Origin of the sequence: Pseudomonas sp. T1.Ur (genome assembly GCF_023516725.1) — a bacterium.
GTDB classification, from domain to species: domain Bacteria; phylum Pseudomonadota; class Gammaproteobacteria; order Pseudomonadales; family Pseudomonadaceae; genus Aquipseudomonas; species Aquipseudomonas alvandae.
Map to the genome: position 1 here is coordinate 2,559,292 of NZ_JAMGSN010000001.1, position 22,408 is coordinate 2,581,699.

Genomic DNA, 22,408 nt, shown 5'->3' on the forward strand with positions numbered 1-22,408 from the left:
CAGGTGCCGATCCGGCGCCTGGCGGCTACAATGCGCGCTTCGACCGTGACCAGCCTGACTAAAAAAAACATGTCCTTGCCTAAACATCATCTGGAATTGCTCAGCCCCGCCCGCGACGTGACCATCGCCCGCGAGGCCATCCTGCATGGCGCCGACGCCGTGTACATCGGTGGCCCGAGTTTCGGCGCGCGTCACAACGCCTGCAACGAGGTGAGCGATATCGCCCAGTTGGTGGAGTTCGCCCACCGCTACCATGCCCGGGTGTTCACCACGATCAACACGATCCTGCATGACAACGAACTGGAGCCGGCCCGCCAGTTGATCCACCAGCTCTACGATGCCGGCGTCGATGCGCTGATCGTCCAGGACCTGGGCGTGATGGAACTGGACATCCCGCCGATCGAGCTGCACGCCAGCACCCAGACCGACATTCGTACCCTCGCCCGGGCGAAATTCCTCGACCAGGCCGGTTTCTCGCAGCTGGTATTGGCCCGTGAGCTGAACCTGCAGGAAATCCGCGCCATCGCCGACGAGACCGACGCGGCCATTGAGTTCTTCATCCACGGCGCGCTGTGCGTGGCGTTTTCCGGGCAGTGCAACATCTCCCACGCGCAAAACGGCCGCAGCGCCAACCGTGGCGATTGCTCCCAGGCCTGCCGCCTGCCCTATACCCTCAAAGATGACCAGGGCCGGGTGGTCGCCTACGAGAAACACCTGCTGTCGATGAAGGACAACAACCAGAGCGCCAACATCCGCGCCCTGGTGGAGGCTGGCGTGCGCTCGTTCAAGATCGAGGGCCGCTACAAGGATGCGGCCTATGTGAAGAACATCACCGCCTACTATCGCCAGCGCCTGGACGATGTCCTCGAAGACCGCCCCGACCTGGCCCGCGCCTCCAGTGGCCGGATCGCGCATTTCTTCGTGCCGGACCCGGACAAGACCTTCCACCGTGGCAGCACTGACTATTTCGTCAGCGAGCGCAAGATCGACATCGGCGCCTTCGATTCGCCGACGTTCACCGGCGTACCGGTGGGCGTGGTGGAGAAAGTCGGCAAGCGTGACCTGCAAGTGGTGACCTCTGACCCGCTGTCCAACGGCGACGGCCTCAACGTGCTGGTCAAGCGCGAAGTGGTGGGTTTCCGGGCCAACATCGCCGAGCCCAAGGGCGAGTTCCTCGACGACGAAGGCCAGAAGCGCTACCGCTACCGCGTCGAGCCCAACGAAATGCCGGCCGGCATGTACCAGTTGCGGCCCAACCATCCGCTGAACCGCAACCTCGATCACAACTGGCAGCAAGCGTTGCTCAAGACCTCCGCCGAGCGTCGCGTGGGCCTGGCCTGGGTCGCACAGTTGCGCGAAGAGCGCCTGGCGCTGACCGCTACCAGCGAAGAAGGCATCAGCGCCAGCGTGGCCCTCGACGGTCCCTTCGGCCTGGCGAACAAGCCGGAGCAAGCCCTGGAGCAATTGCAGGACCTGCTCGGCCAATTGGGCACCACCGAGTATCACGCCACGTCGATCAAACTGGACGCGCCCCAGGCGTTTTTCATTCCCAACTCCCAGCTCAAGGCGTTGCGCCGCGAGGTGATCGAAGCCCTGACCGCAGCACGGGTTGCGACGCACCCACGGGGCGGGCGCAAGGCCGAGACCACGCCGCCGCCGGTGTATCCGGAATCACACCTGTCGTTCCTCGCCAATGTCTACAACCAGAAGGCCCGGGACTTCTACCACCGCCACGGCGTCAAACTGATCGACGCGGCCTTCGAGGCGCACGAGGAAACCGGCGAAGTGCCGGTGATGATCACCAAGCATTGCCTGCGCTTCTCGTTCAACCTCTGCCCCAAGCAAGCCAAGGGCGTCACCGGCGTGCGCACCAAGGTTGCACCGATGCAATTGATTCACGGCGATGAAGTGCTGACCCTGAAGTTCGACTGCAAGCCCTGCGAAATGCACGTGGTGGGCAAGATCAAGGGGCACATCCTCGACCTGCCGTTGCCGGGCAGCACGGCGCAGCCGGTGGTGGGGCATATCAGCCCGGAAGATTTGCTCAAGACGATTCCGCGCGGGACGCATTGAGTCCAGTCACCACCGAACCCTGTGGGAGCGAGCTTGCTCCCACAAGGGATTTTTCATTTCTGCGCCGTTTGCGCTTTTTCCGGCGACATATTCCGTTCCTAGGGCTCCCCCAACCCGCGTTCATGATGCTAGGTTGTAAGTGATTGTTTCATCAAACGACACTTTTCCCCTGCAAAGGAATGCCTGCCACCATGAACTTCCCGTTCAAGCGTCTTGCTATCGCCACCCTTGTCCTGTCCGCCCTCTCTTCCTTGCCACTGTCGGCCAACGCCAACATCACCGCGCAACAAAGCGCGACCCTGGTCACGAGTTTTGCCGACACCTCTGTCAGCGATTTCCGCCAGTTCCTGGCCACCGTCGCCAAGAGTGACCTGGCCAAGACCGCCAACCTCGGCCCGGCCATCAACGCCTTCCAAGGCAACAAAACCCTGTCCGCCGAGCAACAGAACGAAATCCATCGGCTGCTGGGTCTCTACGCCCGGGTGAAATACGGCAAGGCCGCCACCGAGACTTTGCGCCAATTGGTAGAAATCCCGACCTATCGCAAGGACGGCGTGGCCCAGCATGAAAACCCCGAGTTCCTCAAGATCGCCGACAAGATCAAGCGCCTGGCCAACGACTTCAACCTGGACTTCCGCAACATCGACAACCGCGTCTATGAGATTTCCCTCGAAGGCAGCGGCGACGAAGTCGTCGGCATCCACGCCCATGCCGATGTGGTGCCAGTGACGCCGGAAAACTGGGTGCTCAAGGACGGCACCAAGCTCGATCCGTTCAAGGTCACCCTGGTGGGCGATCGCATGTACGGCCGAGGCACCGAGGATGACAAGAACGGCATCGTCGTGGCGCTCTACGCCATGAAAATCATCAAGGAAGAAAAACTGCCGCTGGCGCGTCACTTCAAGCTGCTGATCGACACCACCGAAGAAACCACCGGCGACGCCATTCCCTATTATTTCGAGCGCAACCCGACGCCCAATTACAACCTGGCGCTGGATGGCAGCTACCCGGTGGTGATCGCCGAGAAAGGTTATGGCACGGTCATGGCGAACTTCCCGCGTCGCGCGGGTAAGGGCAACGGCGCCGAAATCATCGGACTGACCGGTGGCATGGCGACCAACCAGATCCCGTCGACGTCGGTGGCAACCTTTGCGACAAACAAACCCGCCGAACTGGCCGCCAGCCTGCGCAAGGCCGGCACCGACTACGCCAAGGCCAATGGCGGGAACTTTGAGGTCAAAAGCGAGGTGGTCGACAAGACCGTCAAGCTGACCTTCACCGGCGTTTCCGCCCATTCCTCCGAGCCGGAGTCTGGCGTCAACCCGGTCGCCAGGATGCTGGTGTTCATCAACGGCCTCGACGGCGAGGTCGCGCTCAAGCACAACCACATCACCGACGCCGCGCGTTACGCCACCGACAACTGGGGCCTGGATTACCTGGGCAAGAAACTGGGCATCGGTTTCTCCGACGCATTCATGGGCCCGCTGACCGCCTCGCTGACCTATGTCGGGATGGATGACAAGGCCTTCAAGCTTGCCGTGAACCTGCGGGTGCCCGTGGGCAAGCCGATCGCAGCGTTGAAGACCGAGCTCAACGACAAGCTCTCCGCCTGGGCCAAGAAATCCAAGGTCGCGGTGGCCTTCGATAACTCCATCGACGAACCGATGTACCGCAACCCGGAAGGCGAATGGGTCAAGGCGCTGCTGGCCGTCGCCACGGAGAACCTGGGCATGGAGCACAAATTCGGTACGTCTGCCGGCGCTACGTCGGTCCATGACTTGCCCAACGGTGTGCAGTTCGGCCTGGCCATGCCCGACGTCAAGTACACCGGCCACAACGACAACGAGTTCAAGACCGTGGAGCAGTTCCTGCTGGACCTGCAGGTCGTGACCGAAATGATGGGGCGGATCGGGCAGTTGCCGAAGCTCTAGAGCTGGCGTTAACCCTTGCTCCCGCTCGGTGCACTGTAGGAGCTGCCGAGCGAAGCGAGGCTGCGATCTTTTCGAGGCCAGTTGAGCCTAAGGATCAAGATCAAAAGATCGCAGCCTCGCTTCGCTCGGCAGCTCCTACCGTAACCCGGCGGGAGCAAGGTCCCTCGCCACGGGTTTTATCATTTAGTCAGCTGACCAGCGGTTTCATCCGCGGCCTTGTCCGTCACATCCACCACGTCTATCCCCCAATCCCCATGCAGGTACCAGTCCTCGCCGATCATCTCCGCCGGGTGCATCGTGCGGTCGGCGCCGTTGCCGCATGCGAGCGCGGTCGACGCGCAGTAACGGTCACAACCCCAGCAGATGCGCTCGGGATGTTTGGGACTGATGGGAAAGGGCTTTGCCATGACGACCCCGCATGCCGGATGGATGTACCCCACCCTACCCTGGCGCCGCGCGGTGTCCCTTGATTCCGGTCAAGAACGGCGATCCGGGGAAAATTCACGCTGAAAATTGACAAGAATCATTATTATTCGCAGCGAAGCTTCCTAGACTCGGCGCCATCAATTAGCCAACCAGGAAGTCACCATGCGCACGCTCACTCCCCTGTCCCTCGCCCTGTTGTGTCTCGCACCGCTGGCCCAGGCCAAGGAATACCCCATCGGCGAACCGCAACTGTGCCCCGGGCTTGAAGTCGGCGCGGTGTACCTGCAACCGATCGAAATGGCCCCCGCGGGCATGATGCGCGCCACCGCCGATTCCGATGTGCACCTGGAGGCCGACATCCGCGCCACGGCGGACAACCAGCAGGGCTTCCAGGAAGGCAGCTTCGTGCCCTACCTCAATGTCTCGTTCCAGCTGAAAAAACAAGGCAACGACACCGCGCTCAAGGGCGATTTCCACGCCATGGTCGCCAATGACGGGCCGCACTATGGCGATAACGTGAAGCTGCTCGGCCCGGGCAAATACCAACTGACCTTCACCGTCCTGCCGCCGGGTGGCCATGCGTCCCTGGGTCGTCATACCGACAAGGAAACCGGCGTGGCGCCGTGGTTCGAGCGCTGCGAACTGCGCTACGAATTCGTCTACGCCGGGATCGGGAAAAAAGGCGGGTACTGAACATGAGCCGCCGATTCATCTGGCTGATGCTGGTCGGTCTGTCGCTGCCATCGATCGCCAAGGCCGAACTGCTCACCTACGAGCTGAGCATCCGCGACGGGCAATTCACCCCGCCACTGCTGGAGGTTCCGGCCGGCCAGCGTTTCAAGATCGTGTTGAAGAACATCGGCCAAGGCCCGGCGGAATTCGAGAGCACGCCGCTGCGGGTCGAAAAGGTCCTGTCCCCCGGCGTCACCAGCTTCGTGGTGATCCACCCGCTGCGCCCCGGCCATTACCCGTTCTTCGATGAATTCAACCCGCAATTGCCCGAGGGCGGCATTCTCGCCCGGTAATCGTCAGGAGACGCTCGAATGACGCAATCGATGTTCATTGTCTGGCGCGAAAGCGTCGAGGCCTTGCTGGTGATCGGCATTCTCCAGGCCTGGGTGAGCCGCCAGCAGCAGGCCGACCGACTGCTGCGCTACGTTTGGGGAGGCGCCGCCCTCGGCCTGTTGCTGTCGGGCGTGCTGGCCGGTCTGATCCTGTTGGCCGGCGAAGCCATGAGCGGCGGCGCCAACGAGTGGTTCCAGGCGTCGTTGGCGCTGGTCGCCAGCCTGCTGATCGTGCAGATGGTCGGCTGGATGCATCGCAACGCCGGCACGCTCAAGCATGACCTCGGGCGTCAGGCCGACCAACGCCTGGGGCGCCAGGGTGGGATGGGGCTGCTGGTGCTGGCGTTGCTTGCCGTCAGCCGCGAAGGCAGCGAAACCGTGGTTTTTCTCTACGGCGCTGGCGCCCGGCTGGAAGGTCCGTCACTGGGGTTGTTCGCGGTCGGCGCGGTGGCCGGCTTGGTCTTGTCGCTGCTGACCGTGTCCCTGCTCCACGTCAGCCGCCGATTCATCTCATGGCCGCGCTTCTTCGCCATCAGCGAAGCGATCCTGCTGCTGTTGGGCTCGGCGCTTCTGGTCAGCGGCGTCGAGCGGATCGGCGGGCAACTGTTGGCGATGGATTGGCCCGAAGCAATGTACCGCGCCATTGGCGATTCGCTATGGGACAGCAGCGCCGTGCTGGCTGACGGGCATGGCCTCGGTGGTTTTCTCGCGGATTTCACCGGTTATCGCGCCAGCCCCAGCCTGCTGACGCTATTGGTGTGGCTCGGTTATTGGCTGGTCGTCGCCGGTTGGCTGCGGCCGCGCAAGGTGGAAAACCTGCCATGCCCGACCTGAACCCGGCGCTCCAGCGCCTCGGCGATGGCATGCGCCGCCATGGCGCGACCATCCGCACCGTGCAATGGGCGGTGGTGCTGTTCTACGCCGTGCTGTTGGTGCTTCCGGCGATGTTGCCGTTGCCGGACAGCCAGGCGCATCTCCTGGACAACCTGACGTTGTTGGCACAGTTCCTGTTCTGGGGGATCTGGTGGCCGTTCGTGTTGCTGTCTATCGTCCTGTTCGGCCGGCTCTGGTGTGGCGTGCTGTGTCCCGAAGGCGCCCTCAGCGAATGGGCCAGCCAATACGGCCGTGGCCTCGGCGTGCCACGGGGATTGCGCTGGGCCGGCTGGCCGACCCTGGCGTTCTGCCTGACCACGCTCTACGGTCAGTTGATCAGCGTCTATGACTATGCCCAGGCGGCGCTGCTGATCCTCGGTGGCTCGACCGTCGCGGCGATCGTCGTGGGGTTGCTGTTCGCCCGTGGCAAACGGGTGTGGTGCCGTTACCTGTGCCCGGTCAGCGGCGTCTTCGCCCTGCTCGCCCGCCTCGCCCCCGTGCACTTCCATGTGGATGAAAGACGCTGGCTGGAAAACCTCGGACCCCGCCGCCCACCGCCCAACTGCGCGCCCTTGCTCGACATCCGTCGGATGCGCGGCGCCGCCGATTGCCATGCCTGTGGCCGCTGCAGCGGCCAGCGCGACGCGGTGCGGCTGATTGCTCGCTCCAGCAATCAGGAAATCCTCCAGGCCACCCCAACCACGGTCTCGCCCTGGGATGTGCGCTTGCTGTTCTTCGGGGTCATTGGCCTGGCGATGGGCGCGTTCCAGTGGACCGTCAGCCCTTGGTTCATCGCCCTCAAGCAGGCACTCGCCCAATGGCTGGTATCGCGCGATGTGACCTGGCCGTTGCTGGACAACGCGCCGTGGTGGCTGCTGACGCATTATCCGCAGCTCAACGACAGCTTCAGTTGGCTGGACGGTTTTTGCATCGTTGCCTATCTGGGCATGAGTGCGTTGTTGATGGGCACTTCGTTGATGCTGCTGATGCGCCTGGCGGCTCGACTTGCGGGTGATGCTGCACAATATTGGCCCTTAGCCATCACTCTGGCGCCCCTCGGCGGTGCAGGGTTGTTCCTGGGCTTGTCGGCCACCACGGTGAAGCTGTTGCGCTATGAAGGGTTGTTGCTGGAATGGGTACAGCCAGCCCGGGCGATGCTGCTGGTCGCTGCGATCGGCTGGAGCTTGCTGCTGGGTTGGAAAGTGCTCGGCCGCGACGGCGCCGGGCCGATCCGCCGGCTGCCCGCCATGGCCTGCCTGGTCCTGGCGAGCGGCTTGGTGGGCTATGGCTGGTGGTTGCAGTTCTGGGGGTGGTAACACGAAGCCACCAACGCCCCCTGTGGGAGCGAGCCTGCTCGCGAAGGCGTCGGCACATCCAACTCCGATGCAAACTGATCCACCGCTTTCGCGAGCAAGCTCGCTCCCACAGGGATTCGCGGCGTCCACCGTGTCCAGGCTCAAACACAAAACCAATGTGGGAGCGAGCTTGCTCGCGATGGCGTCGGCACATCCAACTCCGATGCAAACTGACCCACCGCTTTCGCGAGCAAGCTCGCTCCCACAGGGATTCGCAGCGTCCATCATGTCCAGACTCAACACAAAACCAATGTGGGGGCGAGCTGGCTCGCGATGGCGTCGGCACATCAAACACAAATGCAAACTGACCCACCGCTTTCGCGAGCAAGCTCGCTCCCACAGGGATGCGCGGCGTCCACCGTGTCCAGGCTCAAACACAAAGCCAATGTGGGAGCGAGCTTGCTCGCGAAGGCGTCGGCACATCAAACACAAATGCAAACTGACCCACCGCTTTCGCGAGCAAGCTCGCTCCCACAGGGATGCGCGGCGTCCATCATGTCCAGACTCAACACAAAACCAATGTGGGAGCGAGCTTGCTCGCGAAGGCGTCGGCACATCCAACTCCGATGCAAACTGACCCACCGCTTTCGCGAGCAAGCTCGCTCCCACAGGGATGCGCGGCGTCCACCGTGTCCAGGCTCAAACACAAAGCCAATGTGGGAGCGAGCTTGCTCGCGAAGGCGTCGGCACATCAAACACAAATGCAAACTGACCCACCGCTTTCGCGAGCAAGCTCGCTCCCACAGGGATTCGCGGCGTCCACCATGTCCAGACTCAACACAAAACCAATGTGGGAGCGGCGTCCACCATGTCCAGGCTCAAACACAAAACCAATGTGGGAGCGAGCTTGCTCGCGAAGGCGTCGGCACATTCAACTCCGATGCAAACTGATCCACCGCTTTCGCGAGCAAGCTCGCTCCCACAGGGATTCGCGGCGTCCACCGTGTCCAGGCTCAAACACAAAGCCAATGCCCCACCCTGCCTATACCTTGAACCGCGCCACCGTCTGATGCAGCGACCCCGCCATCTGCGCCAGGTCCTGGCCCGCCGTGTCGGTGTGGCGCGCACCGAGCAGCACCTGCTCGGACAGGTTGCGGATGCCCACCAGGTTGCGGTCCACCTCGCGGGCCACCAGCGCCTGCTGTTCCGTGGCGCTGGCGATCATCAAATTGCGTTCGTTGATCTGCGAGATCGAACGGGCGATTTCATCCAGTGCCTCGCCCGAGCGCTGGGCCACTTGCAGCGTGGTCCGCACCCGCTCGCTGTTGCCTTGCATGGCGCTGACGGCCTGCTCGCTGTCCTGGCGGATGTTGCCGATCATGTCTTCGATTTCCCGGGTCGAATCCTGGGTGCGATGGGCCAGGGCCCGCACCTCGTCGGCCACCACCGCGAACCCGCGTCCGGCATCCCCGGCACGGGCCGCTTCGATGGCCGCGTTCAGCGCCAACAGGTTGGTCTGTTCGGCAATGCCACGGATCACATCCAACACCGAACTGATGTCCTGGACGCGTCCCGCCAGTTGCTGGATTCGCCCGGAAGTGTCGGTCACGCCATCGGCCAAGGCATGGATCGACGCGACGGTTTCCTGGACCTGCTCTCGGCCGCGCTGGGCGGTCTGCTCGGAGAGTCGCGAGGCTTCGCTGGTGCTCACGGCGTTGCGCGCCACCTCATCCACCGCCGCGGTCATCTGGTTCACCGCCGCCGCGGCCTGTTCGATCTCCTGGCCTTGCAACTGCAACGTGCTGTTGGTCTGGCTGCTCACCGCGCTCAACTCTTCGGACGAACTGGCGACCCGATCCACCGACGCCGCGATCTGCCGGACCATCGTGTTCAGGCTCTGCTGCATCTCGTGCATGCTGCCCATGACGCTGTCGTTCGCCCCGACGCCCACCGGCACCCGGATCGTCAGGTCGCCACGGGCAATGTGGCCCAGCACTCGCGCTGCATCATTGGGCTCGCCGCCGAGCGGACGGGTCACGCTGCGGGTCACCAGCAGCGCGACGGTGCTCACCACGGCCAGGCACGCCAGCACCAACGCCAGCATGTTGCGTCGCGCCTCGCTGTAGCGCGCCTGGGCCAGTTGTTCGCGCTCGCCAAAAATCCTGCCTTGCATCGCCATCATCGCTTCAAGGCTCTTGTACACCTCGAGCTCCGCCGGGATCACGCCCTGCTTGAGCTGCGTCATCGCCTCGTCCGTCGCGCCCTGGCGAATCAGCGCCTGCACCTGGACAAACGCCGCCACGTAGGCTTCGCGACGCTTCTTCAGCTCAGCGTAGGCGGCCTTGCCTTCGGGTTGATCGAACAGCGGCTCCAGCGTCGCAAAAGCCTGGGTGATGCGCTGGCGGGTGGTGTCGATGGATTGCTGGACCTGGGTGTTGTTCTTGTCGATCAACAGATCCCGAGTGTTCCTGGCGTTGTCGCGCACGCCCGTGGCGATGACCATGATCGGATCGATCTTCGGCCAATCCTGCCGGACGATCTGCACCGCCTGGTCACGCAGCATCGCCAAGTCGTTCAAGGCGTAGAGTGCCAGGGCGATCAACGCCAATGGCGCGATGGCAAAGCCGATCACGATACGTTGGGCAGTGGTGATTCTGGTCATGTCAAATGCTCCCTGTTCAACTACCTGCCGACTGGCAGCGCATTTGAAAACCGTTGGAAAAAAATGTGGCCCGGACATCCCGGGCCGCTGTCGACGATGGATTCCCGCTGTCGCTCAACTGCGTAAAACGAACGAGGGGAACAACTCGCGCAAGGCGGCCCACAGCTCAGGCTGCAAGGCGTGTGCCGAAACGCTGGAAAGGTGGGGATCGAGCATCCGCGCGGTGCGTACCAACTGCACGGCAAAACGATTGACGCCGCGCTCGCTCAAGCGACGGGCCAGGGCCAGCAGTCGGTCGGGGTCGAACAGATGCCAATGCACGGTGGTGCGGCATTCATAGTCCACGCCGCTGTCCAGCAGATGATCGAGGCTGCGCCAGTTCGCCGCGCCGCTGCCTTCGACGCGGGTCACGTCCAGGGCGTCCTCGGGCAAGGCCTTGATGTCGAAGCCGACCCAATCGGCCTGTCCGACCACCTTGGCGAAAGCCGCTGGCTTGATGCCGGCGCTGTGCAGGCCGATGCGAAAGCCCATCTGCCGTACTTCGTCCATAGCCGCGGCAAGGCCGTCCTGCAAGGTTGGCTCGCCGCCGCTGAACACCACGGCGTCGAGCAGATCCTGGCGGCGTTGCAGGAACGCCAGCACCCGACACCACTCCACTTCCTCGCTGCCGCGCGGCGGGATCAGTTGCGGGTTATGGCAGTAGCGGCAGCGCCAGGCACAGCCCTGGCAGAACAGGACGCAGGCCAGTTGGCCGGGGTAATCGAGGGTGGTCAGGGGCACCATGCCCCCGACCCGTAGCACTCGACTCATGGACGCCCGGCCGCGCGTTCGGTGAAGTGCACCCGCTCGCGGTGTTCGGATTGCTTGCCCGGGTTGAAAGCTGCCACCGGGCGGTGATAGCCCATCACCCGGGTCCAGACTTCGCAACGTTGACGCTGTGCCTGTGGGATCGTTTGTACTGCGCTCATGGTTAAAGCTCCTTGCGGTCGATGGATCGATTCAGTGGACGCTGCCCGGGTGCTGCTGTTGCAGCAGCAAGGCTTCGTCGCATTTCGGACAGAACTCGTGTTCGCCGGCCAGATAGCCGTGCACCGGGCAGATGGAGAACGTCGGCGTGATGGTCAGGTACGGCAGGCGGAAACGTCCCAGGGCCTTGCGCACCAGTTGTTTGCAGGCCTGGGTCGAGGAAATCTGCTCGGCCATGTACAGGTGCAACACGGTGCCGCCGGTGTATTTGCATTGCAGTTCGTCTTGCAGCTCGAGGGCTTCGAACGGGTCCTCGGTGAAGCCCACCGGCAGTTGCGAGGAATTGGTGTAGTAAGGCGCGACCGGGCTGCCGGCCTGGAGAATGTCGGGATAGCGCTTGAGGTCTTCCTTGGCGAAGCGATACGTGGTGCCTTCGGCGGGCGTGGCTTCGAGGTTGTAGAGGTGGCCGGTTTCTTCCTGGAAGCGCAGCAACGTGGCGCGCACGTGGTCCAGCAGTTTCAGCGCGAAGGCCCGGCCTGTTTCGGTGTGCAGGCCCTCCTGGTCATCGGTGAAATTGCGCAGCATTTCGTGCAGGCCGTTCACGCCGATGGTGGAAAAGTGATTGCGCAAGGTGCCGAGGTAACGCTTGGTGTAAGGGTACAAACCGGCATCCATGTGATGCTGGATGACCTTGCGCTTGACCTCCAGGCTCTCCTTCGCCAGTTCCATCAGGGTATCGATGCGTTGCAGCAGCCCGCTGGTGTTGCCTTTGTACAGGTAGCCCAGGCGCGCGCAGTTGATCGTCACCACGCCCAGGGAACCGGTCTGTTCCGCCGAACCGAACAAGCCACCACCGCGCTTGAGCAGCTCGCGCACGTCCAGTTGCAAGCGGCAGCACATCGACCGCACCTGGTTGGGCTGCATGTCCGAATTGAGGAAGTTCTGGAAATACGGCAAGCCGTAGCGTGCGGTCATTTCGAACAGGCGGTCGGCGTTCTCGCTGTCCCAGGGGAAATCATGGGTGATGTTGTAGGTCGGGATCGGGAAGGTGAACACCCGGCCCTTCGCATCACCGGCCTGCATCACCTCGATGTAGGCGCGGTTGATCAGCTCCATTTCCGCTTGCAGGTCACCGTAGGCGAACGGCATCTCTTCGCCGCCGATCACTGGGATCTGTTCCCGCAGGTCCTGGGGGCAGACCCAATCGAAGGTGAGGTTGGTGAATGGCGTCTGCGTGCCCCAGCGCGACGGTACGTTGAGGTTGTAGATGAATTCCTGCAATGACTGGCGGATGTCGTCGTAGCTGAGGTTGTCCTTGCGCACATAGGGCGCCAGGTAGGTGTCGAACGAACTGAACGCCTGGGCACCGGCCCATTCGTTCTGCAAGGTGCCGAGGAAATTCACCATCTGCCCCAAGGCGCTGCTCAGGTGCTTGGGCGGCCCGGCCTCGACCCGCCCGGGCACACCGTTGAGGCCTTCATGCAACAAGGTGCGCAAGGACCAACCGGCGCAGTAGCCGGCGAGCATGTCCAAATCGTGGATATGCAAATCCGCCTCGCGGTGCGCCTCGCCGATGGCCTGGCTGTAGACCTCGTCGAGCCAGTAATTGGCGGTGACCTTGCCCGACACGTTGAGGATCAGCCCCCCGAGGGAATAACCCTGGTTGGCGTTGGCCTGCACGCGCCAGTCTTCGCGATCGAGGTATTCGTTCATCGACGTGGCGACTTCCACCAGCGTGCGGCGGTCCCGACGCAGGCGCCCGTGTTGCTCGCGGTAGACGATGTAGGCGCGCATGGACAGGAAATACCCGGCGTCCATCAGCACGCGCTCGACGCGGTCCTGGATCTGCTCGACGTTCAAGCGCGTCTGCCCTTCCAACCTCGCCAAGACTGCCTCAAGCAAGCCTTCGGCCTCGGCTTCGGCGTATTCACCGGTGGCCTTGCCGGCGGCGATCAACGCCTGGCGGATCTTGTCCGCGTCAAAGGCGACCACACTGCCATCGCGCTTGTGCAAGCGGTTACACCCTACTGAGATCAACGTGCTCTGCATTTTTGCTCCAGACACTACATATAGGCTTTTTGAAATCTTTAAACACAATATGCAGTGGAGAGTACGGACAAAAGGCAGGGTTGCAATTGATCGACATCAAGAATCGGAAGCGACCCACATTCAGGCTCGAAAAGTCATTTTTGCAAGCACCACAGATCCCCTGTGGGAGCGAGCTTGCTCGCGAAGAGACCAGCACATTCAACATCAATGCAAGCTGACCCACCGTCATCGCGAGCAAGCTCGCTCCCACATTGGTTTCGGGGTGACTGCAAGGTCTGTATCCACCACAGGTCCCTTTGTGGGACCTGTGTACGGCTCACCCCCCACTCATGTTCATGAACCGCACAATCTGCACTTCCCCACCCGGGTTGAAGTCATGACGCAATGGCTTGCCCTTGAGTGCCTGCTTGATCGATTGAACGATCGGTTGGTCATCCAACGGATAACGCCGCAGCAGGCCCCGCAGGTCCAGGGAGTCCTCCTGCCCCAGGCACAGCAGCAAGCGCCCTTCGACGGTCATGCGCACGCGGTTGCAACTGGCGCAGAAGTTGTGGGTGTTGGGCGAGATGAAACCGATCCGTGTATCCGGGTGGCGTTCCAGGCGCACATAGCGCGCCGGTCCGCCGCTGCTCTCGGCACTGTCGAGCAGGCGATGATGACGGGCGATCTCGGCCCGGACGTCATCGCTGGAACAGAACGACTCGCCCCGGGACCGCCCCACGTCGCCGAGGGGCATTTCCTCGATAAAGCTGATGTCGATGCGCCGGTCGATGGCGTACTGCACCAACGCCGGCACCTCATCGAAGTTGCGCCCCTTCATCACCACACAGTTGAGTTTGATCCGCTCGAATCCCGCGCCGGTTGCCGCCTCGATGCCGGCCAGCACCCGATCCAGATCGCCGTTGCGGGTGATGGCCCGGAAACGCTCGCCGTCGAGGCTGTCGAGGCTGATGTTCATCCGCTTGACGCCAGCATCCACCAGCGGCCGGGCCAACCGTCCGAGCTGCGAGCCGTTGCTGGTCATCACCAGCTCCCGCAGGCCGGGCAATGCCGCGATGTCACGACACAGCCCGACGATGCCCGGTCGGATCAGCGGCTCGCCGCCGGTGAGGCGAATCTTCTTCGCCCCCAGGCCGACGAACAGCCGCGCCAGGCGTTGCAACTCTTCCAGGGTCAAGACTTGCTGGCGCGGCAGGAAGGTCATGTTTTTCGCCATGCAATACACACAGCGAAAATCACAACGATCGGTCACCGACATCCGCAAATAATCGATCTGGCGTCCAAACCCATCCTGCAACACCGCATTCATGCGCACCTCCCGGTTGAACCGCTGCTCACTGCACCAGCGGCGAGTCGGCGCCCTGAAGATGGATGCCGCGAATATCCGCCGCGCCGATCAGGGTTTGCAGGTACTGCACCAGCGCCTTTTGCCAAACGCCCTGTTGCAACTGGGTGCGAATCGCCGTCGCCACCGCCTCGTACGGCAACGGTTGGCCGTCGATGCGCTGGTCGATGCTGATCACGTGCCAGCCATAGCGACTTTCCAACGGCTTGCTCGCCAGGCCCGCCGGCAGGGTGAACAACTGGCGCTCCAGTTCCGGCACGGTCTGGCCCTTGCTGATCTGCCCCAGCGAACCGCCCTGCTCCTTGGACGGACACGCCGAATACTTCAACGCCAACTCGGCGAAGCTGCCGGGGAACTGATCGAGCCGTTCCAGCAGCAACTCGGCCTGGACGTGGGCCAGGCTGCGGGCCTCGGCATCGTCCGGCGCGCATTCGAGCAGGATGTGCCGCACCGCCAGCAACGGCGCGCTGTGAAAGCGTGCACGGTTGCTGTCGTAGTAATGCCGGCAGGTCGCCTCGTCGCACTGTGGCACCTGCACTTCGCGCTCCAACAGCAACCGCGTCGCCGCTTCCTCTTCGTTTTCACCGGCGCCGACCTGCATCGCCAGGCCCAGCTCGGCGATGCGTTGCTGGAGCAATTCGCGAATCACCAAGGCACGGGCGGCCTGGTAGACCGCCTCCTCACGACTTTCGGCCGGGTGATATTGCAGCTCCTGGGCCATCGCCTGCGGGGCGATCGACACCCCATTGACGCTGATGATCGGCCACTCCTGCTCGCTGCTGGCAATCAGTTGCGGCGCTTCATCTTCCGCCACCGGCCCGGCCTGGGCCAGCTCGAACGCCACCGCCCCCACCGGTTCGATATCGACTATCGGCGCGGCCTTAGCCGAGGAACCGCAACCGCCACCACCACTACCGCCACCACATCCGCATCCACTCGCCATGATCTTCTCCTCAGAACTTCTGCCGAACGATTTGATAACGACGCCCCAGGTACCAGACCGGCGCACTGACGATGTGCACCAGGCGGGTGAACGGAAACAGCACGAACAGGGTCAGGCCCAGCAACACGTGAAGCTTGTAGACCAGGCCCACCGGCGCCATCGAGGTGGCGGCTTCAACCGGACGCAACAAGACGGTGTTCTGCGCCCAGTCAGCCAGCATCACCATCACCGAACCGTCCATGTGTGCGGTCGACGCCACGATCGTCATCAGGCCCAGCACCAACTGCACCAGCAACACCACCAGGACCAGGATGTCCGAGGTGTTGGAGGTAGCGCGAACCCGTGGATCGGTCAGCCGGCGGTTGAGCAACATCAGCAAGCCGATCAGCCCCAGGACGCCGAAGAAGCCACCGGAAACCATCGCCAGCAACTGCTTGTTCTCGGTGCTCAGGAAGTGGTGATAAACCGCCGAAGGCGTCAGCAAGCCGACGAAGTGCCCGGCCAGCACGAACAGCACGCCGACGTGGAACAGGTTGCTGGCCACGCGCATGCCGCGCTTGTTCAACATCTGGCTCGAACCGGCCTTCCAGGTGTACTGGGACAGGTCGAACCGTGCCCAACTGCCAATCAGGCAAATCGCCAGGGCGACATACGGATACACCCCGAACAACAACAGATCCCATTTAGACATTGCCCACCTCCCCGGCTGGCGCGGCGGCCAGCCCTTCATGCTGAAAATCCACCCAGTGCAACGGCACCGCACTTTCTTCCCGGGCCCGGCCCGGCGCGCTCGGCATCGAACTGCAACGGTCTTGCTGCTCGGCCTTCATGAAATCCACCGCCTCTTCTTCCCAGACTTTGTCCAGGGCTTCGAGGGAGTCATCCCTGTGCTCGGCCTTCACTTGTTCGAGCATCTCGGCCACCGCCGCCTGTGGCTCGGACCCGGCGATCTGCAGCAAGGCGCGGAAGCAACTGGCGTAGGCGCTTTCACGCTCTTCCAGGCGCGCCGCGAGCAAGGCCAGCAGGTGCGCCACATCGGCCAGGCCCTCGCGGGCCTCCAAGTCTTCGCGGGTGGAGAGAAACTCCAGGTACAGCGGGATGTAGTCGGGCAGTTCCTTGACGCCGATGGCGAACCCGGCTTCTTCGTACTGGGCCATCATGTCGACCATGGCCTGGCCCCGGTCGCGGGACTCGCCATGGACGTGTTCGAACAGCAGCAGCGACAGTGAACGACCGCGGCCGAACAGCGCACCGTAGTGCTCCTGGCCGTCCATCAGGTCCTGGCCGCAGACCAGCTCCAGCAACTCGAACAAACCGGCACGCTGGGCGGGACTGATTTCCCGCGCCTGCACGATCGCCTGCTCCAGCTCGTCGCGACCGGCCACCAGGGTCTCGGTCGGGTAATCGAGCAGCAACGAAATCACCTTGAGAATGCGCATGCTCACTCCTCCCACAACTGCACGGTCTTGATGACGTCGCGGCGGTTGGCTTTCTTGCCGCCGAACATGTTGGTGTCGGAGCTGCCGCTGCAACCGCTGCCGAAGCTGAAGCCACAACCGGAACGCTCGGCGAACGCGTCGCTCATGGCGTCTTCGCGGTGGGCGCTGGGCACGACGAAACGGTCTTCGTAGTTGGCAATCGCCAGGTAGCGGTACATCTCTTCCACCTGGTTCACGCTCAGGCCGACATCGGCGAGCACTTGCAAGTCCTGCACGCCATCGACCTGTTCCGAACGCTTGTAGGCGCGCATCGCCAGCAGGCGCTTGAGGGCATGCTTGACCGGTTTTTCATCGCCAGCAGTGAGCATGTTCGCCAGGTAGCGCAGCGGGATCCGCAGGCTGTCGACGTCCGGGATCACCCCGTTCATGCCCACGGTGCCGGCGGCGGCTGCGTTCTGGATCGGCGACAGTGGCGGCACGTACCAGACCATCGGCAAGGTGCGGTATTCCGGGTGCAGCGGCAGTGCGAGTTTCCAATCCACGGCCATTTTGTATACCGGCGAACGTTGGGCCGAATCGATCACCGACTGCGGCACGCCATCGGCCAGGGCCTGGCGAATCACCGCCGGGTCGTTCGGGTCGAGGAAGATCTCCAGTTGTTTCTCGTACAGGTCCTGCTCGTTGGCCGTGCTTGCCACTTCGCTGATCCGGTCGGCGTCATACAGCAGCACGCCGAGGTAACGGATCCGGCCGACGCAGGTTTCAGCACAGACCGTTGGCATGCCGGCTTCGATACGGGGGTAGCAGAAGATGCATTTTTCCGACTTGCCGCTCTTCCAGTTGAAATAGATCTTCTTGTACGGGCAGCCGCTGATGCACATGCGCCAGCCGCGGCATTTTTCCTGGTCGATCAGGACGATGCCGTCCTCCTCGCGCTTGTAGATCGCCCCGCTCGGGCACGACGCCGCGCACGCCGGGTTCAGGCAGTGCTCGCACAGGCGCGGCAGGTACATCATGAAGGTGTTTTCGTACTCGCCGTAGATGTCCGCCTGGATCTTGTCGAAGTTCTTGTCCTTGCGCCGCTTGGCAAACTCGGTGCCGAGGATTTCCTCCCAGTTCGGGCCCCACTCGATCTTCTCCATGCGCTTGCCGGACACCACAGAGCGTGGTCGCGCGGTGGGCTGGTGCTCGCCCAGCGGCGCGGTGTGCAGGTGCTGGTAGTCGAAGTCGAACGGCTCGTAGTAGTCGTCCAGGCTCGGCAGGTCCGGGTTGGCGAAGATGTTCGCCAGCACGCGGAACTTGCCGCCGATGCGCGGGTTGATCGAGCCGTCGGCGTTGCGGACCCAGCCGCCCTTCCACTTGTCCTGGTTCTCCCATTCCTTGGGATAGCCGATGCCCGGCTTGGATTCGACGTTGTTGAACCAGGCGTATTCCATGCCTTCACGGCTGGTCCAGACGTTCTTGCAGGTGATCGAGCAGGTGTGGCAGCCGATGCATTTGTCCAGGTTCAGGACCATGCCGATTTGTGAGCGAATCTTCATCTCAGTTCTCCTCGATATCAGTCGGCAGTGGACGCGGCAAATCATCACCACTGGAACCGTCGAGCCAATCGACCTTGACCATCTTGCGCACCACGACGAATTCGTCGCGGTTGCAACCGACCGTGCCGTAATAGTTGAAGCCGTAGGCTTGTTGGGCGTAGCCGCCAATCATGTGGGTGGGCTTGAGCACCACGCGGGTCACCGAGTTGTGGTGGCCGCCACGGGTCTTGGTAGTTTCCGAGCCCGGCACGTTCACGATCCGTTCCTGGGCGTGGTACATCATCACCATGCCTTCCTTGACCCGCTGGCTGACCACCGCCCGGGCGGTGAGCGCGCCGTTGGCGTTGAAGCATTCGATCCAGTCGTTGTCCTCGATCCCGGCGCGCTGGGCGTCGATCTCCGAGAGCCAGACAATCGGTCCGCCACGGCTCAAGGTCAGCATCAGCAGGTTGTCGCTGTAGGTGCTGTGGATGCCCCATTTCTGGTGCGGGGTGATCCAGTTCAGGACGATCTCGGGCTGACCGTTGCTGCGCTTGCCTTTCACGCCTTCGATGGTGCGGGTGTTGACCGGCGGCCGATAACTCATCAGTTGCTCGCCGAACGCCTGCATCCATGGGTGATCCTGGTAGAACTGCTGGCGACCGGTGATGGTGCGCCATGGGATCGACTCATGGACGTTGGTATAGCCGGCGTTGTAGCTCACGTGATCGTCTTCCAGGCCGGACCAGGTCGGGCTGGAGATGATCTTGCGCGGCTGGGCCTGGATGTCGCGGAAGCGAATCGCTTCGTGCTCCTTCGACACGGCCAGGTGGCTGTGGTCGATGCCGGTGAATTCCGACAGCGCCGCCCAGGCTTTCACCGCGACATGGCCGTTGGTTTCCGGTGCCAGGGACAGGATCACTTCGGCAGCGTCGATGGCGCTGTCGATTTTTGGCCGGCCTTGGCTGATGCCGGCGTCGACTTCCTTGTGGTTCAGCTCACCGAGGAATTTCACCTCGGTATCGGTGTTCCAGTTGATGCCCTTGCCGCCGTTGCCGAGTTTTTCCAGCATCGGGCCGAGGGAGGTGAACTGCTTGTAGATGTTCGGGTAGTCGCGCTCGACCACTTGCAGGTTCGGCGCGTTCTTGCCCGGTTGCGGCGCCACCCCGGCGCTCTTCCAGTCGGTGCCGCCAAACGGCTGGGCCAGTTCGCCGACGCTGTCATGCATCAACGGCACAGTGACCAGGTCTTTCTCGATACCCAGGTGGCCGACCGACATGGCCGAGAACGCCTTGGCGATGCCTTTGTAGATTTCCCAGTCCGAACGCGACTCCCAGGCCGGATCGATGGCCGCCGACAACGGATGGATGAACGGGTGCATGTCCGAGGTGTTCATGTCGTCTTTTTCGTACCAAGTGGCGGTCGGCAAGACGATGTCGGAGTACACGCAGGTCGAGGACATGCGGAAATCCAGGGTGGTCACCAGGTCGAGCTTGCCGATGGCGCCCTCGTCGACCCATTCGGCTTCGGTGGGCTTGCAGTCGCCGACCTGGCCGATGTCTTCGTTCATCACGCCGTTCTTGGTGCCGAGCAGGTACTTGAGCATGTACTCGTGGCCCTTGCCCGAAGACCCGAGCAGGTTGGAGCGCCAGATGAACATGTTGCGCGGGAAGTTCACCGGGCTGTCCGGCTGTTCGCAGGCGAAACGCAGGGAACCGTCCTGCAGCGACTTGACTACATAGTCCTTCGGATCAAGACCAGCGGCGGCGGCATCGCGGCAGATGTTCAGCGGGTTGGTGTTGAGCTGCGGCGCGCTCGGCAACCAGCCGGCCCGTTCGGCGCGGATGTTGTAGTCCAGGGCGTGCTCGGGGAATTGCGACTTGTCGGCCAGGGGCGAGAGCACGTCGTGCATGCTCATCTTCTCGTGGCGCCATTGCGAACTGTGGCCGTAGAAGAAGCTGGTGCCGTTCATCTGCCGTGGCGGACGGTTCCAGTCCAGGCCGAAGGCCAGGGGCAGCCAGCCGCATTGCGGGCGGAGTTTTTCCTGGCCGACGTAGTGAGCCCAGCCGCCACCGGTCTGGCCGATGCAACCGCAGAGCATGAGCATGTTGATCAGCCCACGGTAGTTCATGTCCATGTGGTACCAGTGGTTCATCGCCGCACCGACGATGATCATCGAGCGTCCACGGGTCTTGTCGGCGTTGTCGGCGAACTCGCGGGCGATCTGGATCGCCTTCTCGCGGCTCACACCGGTGATCTGCTCTTGCCAGGCCGGGGTGCCGGGCACCGAGGCGTCGTCATAGTCCTTGGCAACGTTGGCGCCACCGAGGCCACGGTCGATCGCCAGGTTGGCCGCCGACAGGTCGAACACGGTGGCGACTTTCGCCACGCTGCCGTCGGCCAGCACCACGCTGTGCACCGGCACCCGCCGGAACTGCACCGCGTCGCCGGCCACGTGCTGGAAGTACTCCTGGGCTTCGCCGGCGAAGTACGGGAACGCCACCTCGGCGATATCGCCGCCGATCAAGCTCAGCTTGAGGTCGATCTCACGTCCCTCACCGCCTTCACGGGGCAGGATGTTCCATTTGCCCTTCTCACCCCAGCGATAGCCGATGGAACCTTGGGGCGAAACCAGCTCGCCGCTGGCGTCCAGGGCGATGGTTTTCCATTCCGGATTGTTGTCCTGGCCGAGGTTGTCGGTCAGGTCGCTGGCCCGCAGGAAACGGTCCGGCTGGTAACCCGAACCCGGCGCGACGCCGAGCATCGGCTTGAGCATCACCAGCACCGGCAGGTCGGTGTAGCGCTTGGCGTAGTCGGTGAAATAGGCGCTCGGCTTGTCCAGGTGGAATTCTTTGAAGATCACATGGTTGAAGGCTTGGGCCAGCGCGGCGTCGGTGCCCTGCTTGGGGTTGAGCCACAGGTCGGTGAGCTTGGCGACTTCCGAATAGTCCGGGGTAATCGCCACGGTCTTGGTGCCCTTGTAGCGCACCTCGGTGAAGAAGTGCGCGTCGGGGGTACGGGTCTGCGGGACGTTGGAGCCCCAGGCGATGATGTAGTTGGAGTTGTACCAGTCGGCCGATTCCGGCACGTCGGTCTGCTCGCCCCAGACCATCGGCGAGGCGGGCGGCAAGTCGCAGTACCAGTCATAGAAGCTCAGGCACACGCCGCCGATCAGCGACAGGTAACGCGAGCCGGCGGCGTAGCTGACCATCGACATGGCCGGGATCGGCGAGAAGCCGACCACGCGGTCCGGGCCGTGTTCCTTGATGGTGTAGACGTTGGCGGCGGCGATGATCTCGTTGACTTCTTCCCAGTTGGAACGGATGAAACCGCCCATGCCGCGCTTGCTCTTGTACGAGTCGGCCTTGGCCTTGTCCTCGACAATGCTCGCCCACGCCTCGACAGGCGGCAGGGTCTGCCGGGCTTCGCGCCACAGCTTGAGCAAGGGCTTGCGGATCTTCGGGTACTTGAGCCGGTTGGCGCTGTAGATGTACCAGCTATAGCTCGCGCCACGTGGGCAGCCGCGAGGCTCGTGGTTGGGCAGGTCGTTGCGGGTGCGCGGGTAGTCGGTCTGCTGGGTTTCCCAGGTGATCAGGCCGTTCTTGACGTAGATTTTCCACGAGCACGAACCGGTGCAGTTCACCCCGTGGGTGGAACGCACGATCTTGTCGTACTGCCAGCGCGAACGGTAGACGTTCTCCCAGTCGCGGGACTCCTTGCGGGTCTCGCCATGGCCGTCTGAAAACTCGCCTTGCTTGCGGTTGAAAAACCGCAGTTGATCCAGTAAATGACTCACAGTGTCTTCCTCTCAGGCTTGCTCCG

17 protein-coding genes are annotated in these 22,408 nt (G+C 62.9%); 6 read left to right on the top strand and 11 right to left on the bottom strand.

The features are described 5' to 3' along the window. Nucleotides 1–69 precede the first annotated feature (69 nt). Together M8Q45_RS11525 and M8Q45_RS11530 are read left to right on the top strand one after the other, a co-directional pair. Nucleotides 70–2,073: a peptidase U32 family protein gene (locus tag M8Q45_RS11525; RefSeq protein ID WP_249877315.1), complete on the top strand. Its 2,004-nt coding sequence runs from the start codon at nucleotides 70–72 to the stop codon at nucleotides 2,071–2,073. Nucleotides 2,074–2,264: 191 nt separating this feature from the next. Next, the gene (locus M8Q45_RS11530) at nucleotides 2,265–4,004 is read left to right on the top strand and encodes a dipeptidase (RefSeq protein ID WP_249874842.1); all 1,740 of its coding nucleotides are present in this window, start codon (nucleotides 2,265–2,267) and stop codon (nucleotides 4,002–4,004) included. Between the two features lie 179 nt (nucleotides 4,005–4,183). Here M8Q45_RS11530 and M8Q45_RS11535 read toward each other — a convergent pair whose 3' ends face one another. After that, on the bottom strand, nucleotides 4,184–4,411 hold the full coding sequence (locus tag M8Q45_RS11535) for a DUF3079 domain-containing protein (protein ID WP_249874843.1): 228 nt from the start codon (nucleotides 4,409–4,411) through the stop codon (nucleotides 4,184–4,186). Nucleotides 4,412–4,592: 181 nt separating this feature from the next. On the opposite strand from M8Q45_RS11535, the gene M8Q45_RS11540 reads away from it, so the two are divergent. From M8Q45_RS11540 to M8Q45_RS11555, 4 genes are read left to right on the top strand one after another with little or no spacing between them, the layout of a single operon-like run. Continuing rightward, the gene (locus M8Q45_RS11540) at nucleotides 4,593–5,123 is read left to right on the top strand and encodes an iron transporter (RefSeq protein ID WP_249874844.1); all 531 of its coding nucleotides are present in this window, start codon (nucleotides 4,593–4,595) and stop codon (nucleotides 5,121–5,123) included. A gap of 2 nt (nucleotides 5,124–5,125) precedes the next feature. Then, nucleotides 5,126–5,455 (top strand): cupredoxin domain-containing protein, encoded by a 330-nt coding sequence (locus M8Q45_RS11545; RefSeq protein WP_249874845.1) that lies wholly within the window; start codon nucleotides 5,126–5,128, stop codon nucleotides 5,453–5,455. An 18-nt stretch (nucleotides 5,456–5,473) separates the two neighbouring features. Continuing rightward, nucleotides 5,474–6,328, top strand: coding sequence for an FTR1 family iron permease (locus M8Q45_RS11550; RefSeq protein WP_249874846.1), 855 nt, complete (start codon nucleotides 5,474–5,476; stop codon nucleotides 6,326–6,328). Then, the gene (locus M8Q45_RS11555) at nucleotides 6,316–7,683 is read left to right on the top strand and encodes a 4Fe-4S binding protein (RefSeq protein WP_249874847.1); all 1,368 of its coding nucleotides are present in this window, start codon (nucleotides 6,316–6,318) and stop codon (nucleotides 7,681–7,683) included. The genes M8Q45_RS11550 and M8Q45_RS11555 overlap by 13 nt, the downstream gene beginning before the upstream one ends. Nucleotides 7,684–8,704: 1,021 nt before the next feature. Here the strand turns inward: M8Q45_RS11555 and M8Q45_RS11560 are convergent. The 10 genes from M8Q45_RS11560 to M8Q45_RS11605 form a co-directional block, all read right to left on the bottom strand. Next, nucleotides 8,705–10,324: a methyl-accepting chemotaxis protein gene (locus M8Q45_RS11560; RefSeq protein WP_249874848.1), complete on the bottom strand. Its 1,620-nt coding sequence runs from the start codon at nucleotides 10,322–10,324 to the stop codon at nucleotides 8,705–8,707. Between the two features lie 114 nt (nucleotides 10,325–10,438). Continuing rightward, complete coding sequence (locus M8Q45_RS11565) at nucleotides 10,439–11,134, bottom strand: anaerobic ribonucleoside-triphosphate reductase activating protein (RefSeq protein WP_249874849.1); 696 nt, start codon at nucleotides 11,132–11,134, stop codon at nucleotides 10,439–10,441. Then, complete coding sequence (gene nrdD, locus M8Q45_RS11570) at nucleotides 11,131–11,292, bottom strand: anaerobic ribonucleoside-triphosphate reductase (protein ID WP_030137643.1); 162 nt, start codon at nucleotides 11,290–11,292, stop codon at nucleotides 11,131–11,133. Before nrdD ends, M8Q45_RS11565 begins: the two co-directional genes overlap by 4 nt. 31 nt (nucleotides 11,293–11,323) lie before the next feature. Then, the gene (locus tag M8Q45_RS11575; RefSeq protein WP_249874850.1) at nucleotides 11,324–13,339 is read right to left on the bottom strand and encodes a ribonucleoside triphosphate reductase; all 2,016 of its coding nucleotides are present in this window, start codon (nucleotides 13,337–13,339) and stop codon (nucleotides 11,324–11,326) included. Nucleotides 13,340–13,655: 316 nt separating this feature from the next. Next, nucleotides 13,656–14,648 carry a GTP 3',8-cyclase MoaA gene (moaA, locus tag M8Q45_RS11580; RefSeq protein WP_249874851.1) on the bottom strand — a complete coding sequence of 331 codons (993 nt, stop codon included), beginning with the start codon at nucleotides 14,646–14,648 and terminating at the stop codon, nucleotides 13,656–13,658. Nucleotides 14,649–14,673: 25 nt separating this feature from the next. Then, nucleotides 14,674–15,627 (bottom strand): peptidylprolyl isomerase, encoded by a 954-nt coding sequence (locus M8Q45_RS11585; protein WP_249874852.1) that lies wholly within the window; start codon nucleotides 15,625–15,627, stop codon nucleotides 14,674–14,676. A gap of 10 nt (nucleotides 15,628–15,637) precedes the next feature. Beyond that, nucleotides 15,638–16,318 carry a respiratory nitrate reductase subunit gamma gene (gene narI / locus M8Q45_RS11590; protein WP_198798235.1) on the bottom strand — a complete coding sequence of 227 codons (681 nt, stop codon included), beginning with the start codon at nucleotides 16,316–16,318 and terminating at the stop codon, nucleotides 15,638–15,640. Further along, on the bottom strand, nucleotides 16,311–17,066 hold the full coding sequence (gene narJ, locus M8Q45_RS11595; protein WP_249874853.1) for a nitrate reductase molybdenum cofactor assembly chaperone: 756 nt from the start codon (nucleotides 17,064–17,066) through the stop codon (nucleotides 16,311–16,313). Before narJ ends, narI begins: the two co-directional genes overlap by 8 nt. 2 nt (nucleotides 17,067–17,068) lie before the next feature. Beyond that, nucleotides 17,069–18,607, bottom strand: coding sequence for a nitrate reductase subunit beta (gene narH / locus M8Q45_RS11600; RefSeq protein WP_249874854.1), 1,539 nt, complete (start codon nucleotides 18,605–18,607; stop codon nucleotides 17,069–17,071). Between the two features lies 1 nt (nucleotide 18,608). Next, complete coding sequence (locus M8Q45_RS11605) at nucleotides 18,609–22,382, bottom strand: nitrate reductase subunit alpha (protein ID WP_249874855.1); 3,774 nt, start codon at nucleotides 22,380–22,382, stop codon at nucleotides 18,609–18,611. Nucleotides 22,383–22,408 lie beyond the last annotated feature (26 nt).